Below are 13,103 nucleotides of genomic sequence, written 5' to 3'. Positions count from 1 at the left end.
ACGAACCTCTCGCAGGCAGCGTATAATGCCGCGCAATCCAAGGCGGCCAAGAAGGCTGACAATAAGCACGCAGCAACAGGAGAGAACAATGACGGCAATCGCCCCGGTTATTACCATCGATGGGCCAAGTGGCGCGGGTAAAGGGACATTATGTAAAGCGATGGCGGAGTCGTTGCAGTGGCACTTGCTGGATTCAGGCGCCATTTATCGCGTTTTGGCGCTGGCTGCCCTTCACCATCAGGTTGATATCGAATCTGAAGAAGCATTGGTGCCGATGGCTGCGCACCTCGACGTGCGTTTTTTATCGGTAGAGGGTGAAATGCAGGTTGTATTGGAAGGTGAAGATGTCACTGGTGAAATACGTACGCAAGAAGTGAGTAATACCGCATCGCGGGTTGCCGCTTTTCCACGTGTACGTGAAGCGCTTTTGCGCCGCCAACGAGCCTTCCGCGAAGAGCCCGGTTTAATCGCCGATGGAAGAGACATGGGCACGGTGGTTTTCCCTGATGCTCCAGTGAAAATCTTCCTCGACGCCAGCTCGGAAGAGCGCGCGCACCGCCGTATGCTACAGTTGCAGGAGAAGGGCTTTAATGTTAACTTTGATCGCCTTTTATCCGAGATAAAGGAACGTGATGACCGCGATCGTAGTCGCGCAATCGCGCCTTTAGTGCCTGCCACAGATGCTTTGGTACTGGATTCAACCAGTATGTCTATCGAGCAAGTGATTGAAAAGGCACTTGATTATGCCAAAAGTAAATTAGGCATTTAATCGTCGGCAAATGAATTGCTGTAACCCTGTACCAAGGACCCGGTGCAGGGCATGTGAAACAACCCCATCCGACAATGAAGTCAGGTGGACGTTAAATTGAAGAATCCTAAGATTATCAATATGACTGAATCTTTTGCTCAACTCTTTGAAGAGTCCCTGAAAGAAATCGAAACCCGTCCGGGTTCCATCGTTCGTGGCGTTGTTGTCTCTATCGACAAAGACGTAGTTCTGGTTGATGCGGGTCTGAAATCTGAATCTGCTATTCCTGCAGAGCAGTTCAAGAACGCAGCCGGCGAACTGGAAATCCAGGTGGGCGACGAAGTTGACGTTGCGCTGGACGCAGTAGAAGACGGCTTCGGTGAAACCCTGCTGTCCCGTGAGAAAGCTAAACGTCATGAAGCTTGGATCACGCTGGAAAAAGCTTACGAAGACGCTGAAACTGTTACCGGTGTTATCAACGGCAAAGTTAAAGGTGGCTTCACAGTTGAGCTGAACGGTATTCGTGCGTTCCTGCCAGGTTCACTGGTAGACGTTCGTCCGGTTCGCGACACACTGCACCTGGAAGGCAAAGAGCTTGAATTCAAAGTAATCAAGCTTGATCAGAAACGTAACAACGTCGTGGTTTCACGTCGCGCGGTTATCGAATCTGAGAACAGCGCTGAGCGTGATCAGCTGCTGGAAAACCTGCAGGAAGGCATGGAAGTTAAAGGTATCGTTAAGAACCTCACTGACTACGGTGCATTCGTGGATCTGGGTGGTGTTGACGGCCTGCTGCACATTACCGATATGGCTTGGAAACGCGTTAAGCATCCGAGCGAAATCGTCAACGTGGGCGACGAAATCACTGTTAAAGTGCTGAAGTTCGACCGCGAGCGTACCCGCGTATCTCTGGGCCTGAAACAGCTGGGCGAAGATCCATGGGTAGCTATCGCTAAGCGTTATCCGGAAGGCACCAAGCTGACCGGTCGTGTAACCAATCTGACTGATTACGGCTGCTTCGTTGAAATCGAAGAAGGCGTTGAAGGTCTGGTACACGTTTCAGAAATGGACTGGACCAACAAAAACATCCATCCGTCTAAAGTTGTTAACGTAGGCGACGTGGTTGAAGTAATGGTTCTGGACATCGATGAAGAACGTCGTCGTATCTCCCTGGGTCTGAAGCAGTGCAAATCTAACCCATGGCAGCTGTTCGCAGAGACCCACAACAAAGGCGATCGTGTTGAAGGTAAAATCAAGTCAATCACTGACTTCGGTATCTTCATCGGCTTGGACGGTGGCATCGACGGTCTGGTTCACCTGTCTGACATCTCCTGGAACGCGACTGGCGAAGAAGCCGTTCGTGAGTACAAAAAAGGCGACGAAATCGCTGCCGTTGTACTGCAGGTTGATGCAGAGCGCGAGCGCATCTCTCTGGGCGTGAAGCAGTTGGCTGAAGATCCATTCAACAACTACATCACCCTGAACAAGAAAGGCGCTATCGTGACGGGTAAAGTCACTGCAGTTGACGCGAAAGGTGCTACAGTAGAATTAGCTGACGGCGTAGAGGGTTACCTGCGCGCTTCTGAAGCTTCTCTGGACCGCATCGAAGACGCAACTCTGGTTCTGAGTGTTGGTGACGACGTTGAAGCGAAATTCACCGGCGTTGACCGTAAGAACCGCGTTGTAAGCCTGTCTGTTCGTGCTAAAGACCAGGCTGATGAGAAAGAAGCTATCAACACTGTTAACACTAAACAGGATGAAGGCAGCAACTTCTCTAGCGCAATGGCTGAAGCGTTCAAAGCGGCTAAAGGCGAGTAATCGACCTAAAGCACCGGACGATGCAAATCGTCCGGTTTCGGTAAAAGCTGTCATACCTTTCCAAACAAGGATTAACCGGAGGTTACATGACCAAGTCAGAACTGATTGAAAGACTTGCTGGCCAGCACACTCATATTCCGGCGAAAGTCGTTGAGGATGCAGTCAAAGAGATGCTTGAGCACATGGCCACTACGTTGGCACAGGGCGAGCGCATTGAAATCCGGGGATTCGGCAGCTTTTCTTTGCATTACCGTGCACCACGTACCGGGCGTAACCCGAAAACGGGTGATAAAGTGGATTTGGAAGGTAAATACGTTCCCCACTTTAAGCCGGGCAAAGAATTGCGTGACCGTGCGAACATCTACGGCTAAGCCGTTACCGAACGATAAAACGACACTTTTGAGTGTCGTTTTTTTTGACTGTAACCAGGCGTGTGCTTTAGCTCCCAAAATGCTGTTGCAGCAAATGTAATATCTGAAAAACTTCTGAATCCCTCTCTGTAAGCCACTTTTTCACCAAAGCTAAATGTTCGCCTGCGATGCAAACTCTTACTCTTCTCAAGGAGAGTAACAATGCAGATGAGCTGGATAGTGCTGGCCAGAATAATGATAGTGGCAGCGTTGCCATTAGGAGTATTGCCGCATATACCGCAAACCAGCGTAATAATCGCCACCGTGGGATTTGCTGTTCTGCTCGGACTGATGCCGCAGCAATGGTTACGTCTGGCCGGCGTTGGCTTATTAATGCTGGCTTGGGCGCTGATGGAAGCCCGGCATATTATCAATACCATCGAGTATTTGGCTGCTGCCCCTGTAGACGCAACAGTACGTATCACCGACGTTCGCGAAGAAAAGCAGCAGTTAACCGTACAAATCATTCGTGTCGGCGAGCGTTATCAGTTTCCGCCAATATATGCCTCACTTAACTATGCCGCGGCGGAACAACCATTCTGCGCCGGTCAACGCTGGCAGATGAGGCTGCGATTACGTGCTATTCACGGCAGGCTAAACGAAGGCGAGTTCGATATTCAGCGCTTTGCATTATCCAACCATATACCGCTGCAAGGTCGAATTATCAGCCAGCGGCCAGAATCGCTAACTTGTAGTTGGCGAACGCGCTTAATCAATTATCACTTGCCTGCTTTTTCTGCATTACAGCAACCTGCAATTGTGCAGGCCCTCGCGTTTGGTATACGTGACAATATGACCGATGAGCAGCGACGGCTGCTGCGTGAAACCGGAACGGCTCATTTGATGGCAATCTCTGGCATGCATATCGCGCTTGCGGCTAGCGTGGGGTGGCTGTTGGCGCGTGTCATACAGGGGATCCTACCGGCACATTTAATGAGCTATTTGTTTCCGCTAGCAGTCAGCGCTTTTACCGCAGTAACTTATGGCTGGATCTCCGGCAACCATGCCCCGGCACAGCGCGCGTTGCTAGCCCTCATGCTCTGGATAGCAATCCGTGCTGCCGGTTGGCAAATGAGTGGATGGCAAGTTTGGACGCTCTGCATTGCGGGATTACTGTGGCTTGATCCGCTAACCGTGTTATCAGAAAGCTTTTGGTTATCGGCACTTGCGGTGGCAATGTTGATTGCATGGTATCAGTGGTTTGCTTTAGCGCATCATTTTCGCAGTAAGCGACGATGGTTACCTCTGCAACTGCTGCACCTCCAGTTAGGCATGATGATCCTGATGGCACCGTTACAGATTTTTCTGTTCCAGGGAATTAGCCTAAGTGCTCTGATCGCGAATCTTATCGCGGTCCCCGTCGTCTCTTTTATCACGGTGCCATTGATATTGTTGGCCATGCTCTTTCCTTTGCCATCGATTTCGAATGGGTTGTGGCACCTGGCCGATTTTTCGGTAAGTAAAGTGATGCAAGGATTACAGTGGTTACCTGCGGGCTGGTGGGCATGGAGCGATACGTTACCCGCTCTCATGCTGATTTGGGGGGGATTGCTGTTCTGGCGTAGCGGGTTGATTTATCGCAGCATAATGCCTTGTATTAGTTTGACCGTCGTCCTTTTCCTTTGGCGTAGTAATACACAGCGTGATGATTGGCAAATCGACATGATTGATGTAGGCCACGGTTTAGCGATTGCCATTACGCAGGGTGATGACGTGATGCTGTATGACACTGGCCCCGGTTGGAAGCAGGATGATGCGGGGGCGCGCGTTATTCTGCCGTGGCTGCACTATCACGGCCGCAAGCTGCATTCACTGATATTAAGCCACAAGCATCTGGATCACCGCGGTGGACTACACTCACTCGTTAGCGCTAATCCGAGCATAGAAATTCGTAGCGCCTTGTCAGAAGCGGGGCATATGCCTTGCCATCGCGGGCAGCAATGGCAATGGGGTAAATTGCAATTCACCGCCATATGGCCGCTAGTTAATCAAACGGAAGGGCAAAATAATGATTCATGCGTGGTACGCGTCGACGATGGACGAGTGAGTCTTTTACTCACGGGAGATATTGAGTTAGAAGCGGAGAGAAAAATTGTCGCGCTGGAAAAAGAGTCGCTGAAAGCGACGTTGTTACAGGTTCCTCATCATGGCAGTCGCACATCTTCGGGACCATTACTGTTACGTAATGTTGCAGGGCAGGCGGCATTTGCTTCGGTGGCACGTTATAACGCCTGGCGTATGCCGGCACAAGCCGTAGTCCAGCGCTATCTTCAGCAGGGTTACATGTGGTTTGACACCGCTCAATCTGGGCAGATTCATATCAGTGTCAGGCAGGGGCATTGGCAAATTAAGGGGTTAAGAGAACAAATAAAGCCTCGTTGGTATCATCAGTGGTTTGGCGTCAAACGTGATTCCAGGTAGAATGAGCGGCTATTTCAAACAGCGTGAATAAATAATGCATCAAGATAAAGATCTCTCAACGTGGCAGACATTCCGCCGACTCTGGCCGATGATTGCGCCCCACAAGGCTGGCCTCTATGTGTCAGCAGTGGCGCTGATACTCAATGCGGCAGGCGACACCCTGATGCTCTCTCTGTTGAAACCTTTACTGGATGACGGCTTCGGTAAAGCTGACAGATCCGTAATGCTGTGGATGCCGCTGGTGGTGATCGGCCTGATGTTGGTCCGTGGCGTAACCAGCTATATCTCAAGCTACTGCATATCCTGGGTTTCCGGCAATGTGGTAATGAACATGCGCCGTCGTTTATTCGGCCATATGATGGGCATGCCGGTAACATTTTTTGACCAGCAATCAACGGGTACCTTGCTGTCACGCATTACCTATGATTCTGAACAGGTTGCCTCATCTTCTTCGAGCGCACTGGTCACGGTCGTGCGTGAAGGTGCTTCGATCATCGGCCTGTTCATCATGATGTTTTACTACAGTTGGCAACTTTCACTGATTCTCATCGTGTTAGCTCCAATTGTCTCCTTTGCGATTCGTACTGTTTCCAAACGCTTCCGCAGCATCAGCAAAAATATGCAGAACACGATGGGACAAGTCACCACCAGTGCCGAGCAAATGCTGAAAGGTCATAAAGAAGTATTGATCTTTGGTGGCCAGGAAGTGGAAGCCAACCGTTTTTCTCAGGTGAGCAATAAAATGCGTCAGCAGGGCATGAAACTGGTGTCTGCATCTTCTATCTCTGACCCTGTTATTCAGCTGATTGCATCGCTGGCGCTTGCTTTCGTGTTATATGCAGCAAGCTTCCCAAGCGTAATGGATACGCTCACCGCCGGTACCATTACCGTGGTGTTTTCTTCCATGATTGCGCTGATGCGACCGCTTAAGTCGTTAACCAACGTAAACGCGCAGTTCCAGCGCGGTATGGCAGCTTGTCAGACCCTGTTCTCGATTCTCGACAGCGAACAGGAAATTGACGAAGGTAAACGTGAAATAGAACGTGCTCATGGTGATGTTGAATTCCGGAATGTGACCTTTACTTATCCAGGGCGTGAAATCCCCGCGCTGCGCGATATTAATCTGTCGCTGCCTGCTGGCAAAACAGTGGCGCTGGTGGGCCGTTCAGGTTCTGGTAAATCCACTATGGCCAGTTTGCTGACGCGTTTTTATGATATTGATAGCGGTGAAATTCTGCTTGATGGTCACGATCTGCGTGAATATACGCTGCGCTCATTGCGTAATCAGGTGGCTCTGGTTTCTCAGAATGTGCATCTTTTCAACGATACCATTGCCAACAACATCGCCTATGCCCGCAACGGTCAGTACACCCGTGAACAGATTGAACAGGCCGCAACCATGGCACATGCCATGGACTTCATCAAAAAGATGGATAATGGTCTGGATACAGTGATCGGTGAAAATGGTGTGCTGCTCTCAGGGGGACAGCGCCAGCGCATTGCCATTGCCCGTGCATTGCTGCGTGACTGCCCAATTTTGATTCTTGATGAGGCAACCTCCGCGCTCGATACCGAATCAGAACGTGCGATTCAGGCCGCGCTGGATGAGCTGCAAAAAAATCGTACATCGCTTGTTATTGCGCATCGCCTGTCGACCATCGAAAAAGCCGATGAAATCGTCGTTGTGGAAGATGGTCGCATCGTGGAACGCGGCACGCACAGTGTGCTGTTAGAACAGAAGGGCGCGTATGCGCAACTTCACAAGCTGCAGTTCGGTCAATGATTGAACGCATCTGGAGCGGGCGCTCACCGTTATGGCTGCTGCTCTGGCCGTTGAGTGTATTGTATGGGGCGATCACCTGGCTGATTCGCCTCAGCTTTCAACGCGGCTGGCGCAAAAGCTGGCGTGCGCCATGCCCCGTTGTGGTAGTCGGTAATCTTACCGCGGGTGGTAATGGTAAAACACCGGTGGTGATCTGGCTGGTGCAGGCATTACAACAACGCGGGTTACGCGCTGGCGTAGTGTCGCGTGGTTACGGTGGTAAGGCAGCTCGTTATCCACTACTGGTAACGGGGGAGACCTCTACGGCATTAGCCGGGGATGAACCGGTATTGATCGCGCAGCGTACTCAGGCGCCAGTTGCCGTTGCACCCCAGCGTCGGCTGGCTGTGGAAGGCTTGCTTGCTGTACACGATTTGGACGTCATCATTACCGATGATGGCCTGCAGCACTATGCATTGCAGCGCGATCGCGAAATTGTGGTGGTGGATGGTATGCGCCGCTTTGGTAATGGCTGGTGGTTACCGGCTGGGCCAATGCGAGAGCGCGCCTCTCGGCTCCGGGAAGTCAATGCGGTGATCGTTAACGGTGGGGAGGCGCAAGGCGACGAAATCGCTATGACATTGCGGCCGGGCCAGGCAATAAATCTCGTGAGTGGTGCCACCGCATCACTGGACCAATTACCTGAAATCGTGGCAATGGCTGGCATTGGACATCCTCCTCGCTTCTTCAATACGCTCAAACAGCAAGGCATCAAGGCGGTAGCAGAAATCGCCTTTGCCGACCATCACGCATACAGCGAAGACGAATTATCCCGGCTGACAGATGCTAAACAATGCCTGCTCATGACGGAAAAAGATGCGGTGAAATGCCGTCAGTTTGCCCAACCTAATTGGTGGTACCTGCCAGTAGATGCTCATTTGCAAGGTGCAACCGTTTCAACCTTGTTAGACGATATCGTCCAACTCTGTTCGATGGCGCGCTACGCCCGCTCGCACTAATCTTCGCAATGGGAAAAGAGTTATGAACCTCACTGCTTCCCTGTCATTACAAACCGCTCGCCATTTGCACCTGGCTGCCCAGGGACTGTTACGTCCTTTGGGCCGGCGCGCACGTTTCACCGATATTCACGCTACCGTGCGCCAGATGTCCTTGCTGCAGATTGACACAATAAATGTTGTAGCGCGTAGCCCTTATCTGGTGCTGTATAGCCGTCTTGGCGCTTATCCTGCCCATTGGCTGGAGGAGGCGCTGGCAGCCGGTGAGTTGTTTGAGTACTGGGCGCATGAAGCCTGCTTTATCCCCTTCGAAGATTACCCCTTGCTTCGCCATCGTATGTTGCAGCCACAACGACTTGGCTGGAAGTACAGCGCGCAATGGGTAGATGAACATCAGCAGGAAATTGCTGAGCTACTGGCGCACATTGCAGCTAATGGTCCGGTACGCGCCGCCGACTTTAGCCATGATAAACAAACCAAACCCGGCTGGTGGGCGTGGAAGCCTCACAAACGGCATTTAGAAAACTTATTTAGCGCCGGTGAGCTGATGGTGGTGGAGCGACGCAATTTCCAGCGGGTTTACGATCTGCATAGCCGCGTGATGCCAGACTGGATTGATGAACAGCATGCGTTAAGCGAAGAGGAAGCGGTAATACAGATGTTGCATCACAGCGCGCGCAGTCTTGGCATTTTTCGCGTCAGTTGGTTAGCGGATTATTATCGTCTTAAACGTGCGCCGCTAAAAGCGTGGCTGGCGGAAACTGCAGCGCGTGGGGAGATAGTTCGCGTTGAGGTGGAGCAGCTCGGGGAAATGTGGCTGCACCAAACACTGCTTCCGTTGCTGGAAAAGCCGCTGTCGGCAACGCATACCGTCCTGCTCTCGCCGTTTGATCCGGTGGTTTGGGATCGGCGGCGCGCGCTAGAACTGTTTAATTTTGATTACCGTATTGAGTGTTACACGCCCGCCGAGAAGCGCAAGTATGGCTATTTTGTATTGCCGGTATTGCATCGCGGGGCACTGAAGGCTCGCATCGATGCCAAAATGGAGCGCCAGGCACAGCAGTTGGTCATTCGCGCATTCTGGCTGGAGCCGGGTGTGCGCCTGAGCAACACCTTTCTTAATGACGTAAAGAAGGCCATTAATCGCTTTGCTCAGTGGCAAGGTGCTACAGAAGTGATTATCGAAAATGCGCCTGCTGAATTGCTGGCAGCGTGGTCAAGCCGCTGGTTGATTGGATGCTGAAGCCGTTGAGATACGGGCGTCGGTACGCCCATTTCGCACACGCTATTATGATATGCTAATCGTCTGAATCGGTCCTGAAGGAGAAGATAATGGATCATCGTTTACTCGAAATCGTTGCCTGCCCGGTTTGCAACGGAAAACTGTATTTCAACAAAGAGCAGCAAGAGCTGATCTGTAAACCTGATGGCCTGGCTTTCCCGGTACGTGACGGGATTCCGGTACTGCTCGAAGTAGAAGCTCGTACGCTCTCTGTTGAAGAGATCCATCCATGAGTTTTGTTGCCATTATTCCGGCGCGTTTCGCCTCAACACGCCTGCCGGGTAAACCGCTGGTGGATATTCAGGGCAAACCCATGGTGCTGCACGTAATGGAACGCGCCCGTGAATCGGGAGCCGATCGGGTGATTGTCGCGACCGATCATCCTGATGTGGCTGCGGCCGTAACGGCAGCGGGTGGCGAAGTCTGCATGACGCGCGTGGATCATCAATCGGGTACCGAACGTCTGGCCGAAGTCGTTGAGAAGTATCAGTTTGCTGACGATACCATTATCGTCAATGTTCAGGGCGACGAGCCAATGATCCCGGCGGAAATAGTACGCCAGGTGGCCACCAATTTGGCACAGTCCGAGGCGGGCATGGCAACGCTGGCGGTACCGATTATCGATGCGGAAGAGGCATTCAATCCTAACGCCGTTAAGGTCGTCATGGATGCTAAAGGTTACGCGCTGTACTTCTCGCGAGCCACCATTCCATGGGATCGTGAACGTTATGCCCATTCGCGTGAGCAGATTGGCGACACGTTACTACGGCACATTGGTATTTACGCCTATCGCGCCGGTTTTATTCGTCGCTATATAGCATGGGAACCTTGTCCGTTAGAGCACATTGAGCTACTCGAACAGCTGCGGGTGCTATGGTACGGTGAGAAAATTCACGTCGCGGTGGCAAAAGCCATACCCAGTGTTGGGGTGGATACGCCGGAAGACCTTGAGCGGGTTCGCCTCGCGATGCAAGGTTAATCTCCGACCGGCCAGCGGCTCTCGCTGGCCTTAAAGTTTGATCTGGCGCTAAGTTTCTCGCCACCATCACCTCCAGCATATTCTAGCCTTTTGACTTCGGAGGATATCGCATGGAACAGCTCCGTTCAGAACTGGCGCTGGTGCTGGGTGAAAGCATCAGCCGCCTCGAAACTATTAGCGAGCAGGCGCATACGCGGCTGTACGCGCTTTACGATAACGCCGGCAAGCCGATGCCGCTGGTGGCGAAGTATTTTCGTCATCAGGGACGCGCCGCGCTGGAAGCGAAGAAACTCACGATGCTGGGCCATGATGGCTTGATCGCCGTGCCTGCGGTATTTGGATTGGTGCTTAGCCAGCAAAAACCCGCGCATGAGATGCTGCTAATGGCGCGTTTTAATGGCGTATCGGCGGAAGCCCCAACGCGCAACGCCGCGCGCTGGGAGCAATTATGCGAACAAATTGTGGAAGGCGTGCTGGCCTGGCACCGCATCGACAGTCAGGGTTTAGTCGGCAGCGTCGACAGCGTACAAGAAAATACCTGGCCTGCATGGTATCGCCAGCGAGTTGATGTGCTGTGGTCGACGCTAGGATATCTGACGCCGCCCTTTTTCACGCTGGAAGATCGGCAGATTTTGTTCCGCAGTCGCCAACTATTGCCGCGTTTTTTTAATGGATTTGACGATCCGTGCGTGTTAATTCACGGCAACCTTCGCCTCGCCAGCATGCTAAAAGATGCACATAGCGATCAGCTGATTGCGATGATGCAGCCTGGCAATATTCTCTGGGCTCCGCGCGAATATGAGCTGATGCGGCTGGCGGATAGCGGAGCCGAAGCGTCATTATTGCAACACTATTTACAGCGTGCGCCTGTTGCAGAAGGGTTTATCTGGCGACGCTGGTTATATCAGCTGTGGGATTGCGTCGACACGCTGGTGAGTAGCGGACAGTTTGACCGTCCGCGCTTCGATCACGCGCGCACGCAATTACTCCCCTGGTTGGGTTGAGCTGAGCTCGTCACCGCGCAGTTTCTGCCAGATTTGCCCCAGCGATTCATAGATCGCGCGCTCACTGTGGCCAAGCCACAATGGCGACGGGATTGCGCGTTCCCACCAGTTCAATGGCGAGGTTACCGCCAGTTGATTAGCCGGTGCTGCGAGCGGATTCATGCCGGCGCTTTGGAAGAACTGCATTGCGCGTGGCAAATGATTGGCAGAGGTCACGAGCAGAAAGGGATGTTCGCCAATGGTTTGTTTCACCGCCCGCGCTTCGCCAAGGGTATCTCGGGGCTGATCCAGTTGGATTATCGCGCTGCGCGGCACGCCAAGACTTTCTGCCACTTCAGCGGCAACGCTGGCGCTGCTGCGTGGATTCTCTCCTGCGGCCGCACCTGTAAAGATCATTTTTGCCTGCGGATAGCGTCGCCACTGGCGAACACCTTCGGCCACGCGCGGCAGGCTATTGCTGATTAAGTTGGAACTCGGCGCCCAATTCGGATTGAAGGTGTAGCCGCCACCCAGCACCACGATATAATCAACCGGCTCATGACCGTTCCAGGTCGCATAGTGCGTTTCCAGCGGCGACAGCAGGCGATCGGCCACCGGTTGCAGGCTCAGCAGCAACAGCAGCAGCCAGCTGCAAGAGATGAAGATTTTACCGCTTTTTTGCCAGCGGCTGAACCAGAGCAGCAAAAGTCCCGCTGCCATCAGTAATAACAGCAGCGGCAAGGGTAGCAACATCCCACCAATGACTTTTTTTAATGCGAAAAACATTGAATATTGCTCCTTTTGTCCGAAAAAACAGCAGCCAGACAGTTACTGCGGCATGAAAGGTTCATTCTTGATGAGCCTGTGACAAAATAGCACAAGTTGAATGCAGCAAAGCGGAGCCATCATCATGCAGGATCGTAACTTTGACGATCTGGCGGACAAATTCTCACAGAACATTTATGGCACGCGCAAAGGTCAGGTACGGCAGGCGATTGTTTGGGACGAGCTGGAAGCTCTGCTGCCAACGTTGCCCGCCGGGCCGCTTTCGGTGCTGGATGCCGGTGGGGGCGTTGGACAAATCTCCAGCGGCTTGGCCGCGCGCGGTCATCAGGTGCTGCTATGCGATCTCTCTGCCGAGATGTTGAAGCTGGCGGAAGCCCATGCGCATAACGCGGGTGTGAGCCACAACATGCAATTCAAACAAATTAGCGCCCAGCAGGTGGGCGAACATTTGGATACGCAGGTTGATCTGGTATTGTTTCACGCGGTGTTGGAATGGGTCGCGCAGCCAGAAGAGGTGCTGCAGGCGTTATGGCATACATTAAAGCCCGGCGGCGTACTGTCACTGATGTTTTATAACGCACACGGCTTAACCTTCCGCACCCTGACGCTCGGCAATTTCGGCTATATGCGCGCCAATATGAGCAAACGCAAAAAGCGTACTTTGTCGCCGGATTTCCCACGCGATCCTGATGATGTGACGCGCTGGCTAACACACTGCGGATTTGAAATTGAACGACGTGCGGGCATTCGCGTCTTCTGCGATTACATGAAGCCGCAACCCGGCGCAGGGAAGAGCGTTGAGGAAATCATTGAGATGGAACGGCGTTTCTGTCGCCAGGAGCCCTTTTTAAGTTTAGGGCGCTATATCCACGTGACCGCGCGCAAACCCAGCTAGAAG

The 13,103-nt window shown here is 52.6% G+C and carries 12 protein-coding genes; 11 read left to right on the top strand and 1 reads right to left on the bottom strand.

Annotated features, from left to right (window positions below; translation table 11 throughout):
* Positions 1-88: 88 nt before the first annotated feature.
* The 10 genes from cmk (at position 89) to AAGR08_RS11970 (ending at position 11,440) form a co-directional block, all read left to right on the top strand.
* Complete coding sequence (gene cmk, locus AAGR08_RS12015; RefSeq protein ID WP_097094368.1) at positions 89-769, top strand: (d)CMP kinase; 681 nt, start codon at positions 89-91, stop codon at positions 767-769.
* 120 nt (positions 770-889) lie between these two features.
* Positions 890-2,566, top strand: coding sequence for a 30S ribosomal protein S1 (rpsA, locus tag AAGR08_RS12010; protein WP_049851017.1), 1,677 nt, complete (start codon positions 890-892; stop codon positions 2,564-2,566).
* Positions 2,567-2,652: 86 nt separating this feature from the next.
* A complete protein-coding gene (ihfB, locus tag AAGR08_RS12005; protein ID WP_003849360.1) occupies positions 2,653-2,937 on the top strand; it encodes an integration host factor subunit beta in 285 nt (94 codons plus the stop codon).
* Between the two features lie 201 nt (positions 2,938-3,138).
* Positions 3,139-5,397: a DNA internalization-related competence protein ComEC/Rec2 gene (locus AAGR08_RS12000; RefSeq protein WP_345826969.1), complete on the top strand. Its 2,259-nt coding sequence runs from the start codon at positions 3,139-3,141 to the stop codon at positions 5,395-5,397.
* 34 nt (positions 5,398-5,431) lie between these two features.
* On the top strand, positions 5,432-7,180 hold the full coding sequence (gene msbA / locus AAGR08_RS11995) for a lipid A ABC transporter ATP-binding protein/permease MsbA (protein WP_097094366.1): 1,749 nt from the start codon (positions 5,432-5,434) through the stop codon (positions 7,178-7,180).
* A complete protein-coding gene (gene lpxK, locus AAGR08_RS11990) occupies positions 7,177-8,178 on the top strand; it encodes a tetraacyldisaccharide 4'-kinase (protein WP_345826968.1) in 1,002 nt (333 codons plus the stop codon). Before msbA ends, lpxK begins: the two co-directional genes overlap by 4 nt.
* Positions 8,179-8,200: 22 nt before the next feature.
* Positions 8,201-9,418, top strand: coding sequence for a winged helix-turn-helix domain-containing protein (locus AAGR08_RS11985; RefSeq protein ID WP_345826967.1), 1,218 nt, complete (start codon positions 8,201-8,203; stop codon positions 9,416-9,418).
* Positions 9,419-9,507: 89 nt separating this feature from the next.
* On the top strand, positions 9,508-9,690 hold the full coding sequence (locus tag AAGR08_RS11980; protein WP_039332435.1) for a Trm112 family protein: 183 nt from the start codon (positions 9,508-9,510) through the stop codon (positions 9,688-9,690).
* Complete coding sequence (gene kdsB / locus AAGR08_RS11975; protein WP_345826966.1) at positions 9,687-10,436, top strand: 3-deoxy-manno-octulosonate cytidylyltransferase; 750 nt, start codon at positions 9,687-9,689, stop codon at positions 10,434-10,436. Before AAGR08_RS11980 ends, kdsB begins: the two co-directional genes overlap by 4 nt.
* A gap of 110 nt (positions 10,437-10,546) precedes the next feature.
* On the top strand, positions 10,547-11,440 hold the full coding sequence (locus AAGR08_RS11970; RefSeq protein WP_097094362.1) for a YcbJ family phosphotransferase: 894 nt from the start codon (positions 10,547-10,549) through the stop codon (positions 11,438-11,440).
* On the opposite strand, the gene elyC is transcribed toward AAGR08_RS11970, so the two are convergent.
* Complete coding sequence (gene elyC, locus AAGR08_RS11965) at positions 11,420-12,205, bottom strand: envelope biogenesis factor ElyC (RefSeq protein WP_345826965.1); 786 nt, start codon at positions 12,203-12,205, stop codon at positions 11,420-11,422. The two genes, AAGR08_RS11970 and elyC, sit on opposite strands and share 21 nt — an antisense overlap.
* Before the next feature lie 124 nt (positions 12,206-12,329).
* Between elyC and cmoM the strand changes: the two genes are divergently transcribed.
* On the top strand, positions 12,330-13,100 hold the full coding sequence (gene cmoM / locus AAGR08_RS11960; protein WP_097097559.1) for a tRNA uridine 5-oxyacetic acid(34) methyltransferase CmoM: 771 nt from the start codon (positions 12,330-12,332) through the stop codon (positions 13,098-13,100).
* The last annotated feature ends 3 nt before the right edge of the window (positions 13,101-13,103 follow it).

This window comes from Pantoea sp. BRR-3P (assembly GCF_039621635.1).
Taxonomy (GTDB): domain Bacteria; phylum Pseudomonadota; class Gammaproteobacteria; order Enterobacterales; family Enterobacteriaceae; genus Pantoea; species Pantoea floridensis.
This window is presented reverse-complemented; position numbering and strand designations above follow the sequence as displayed.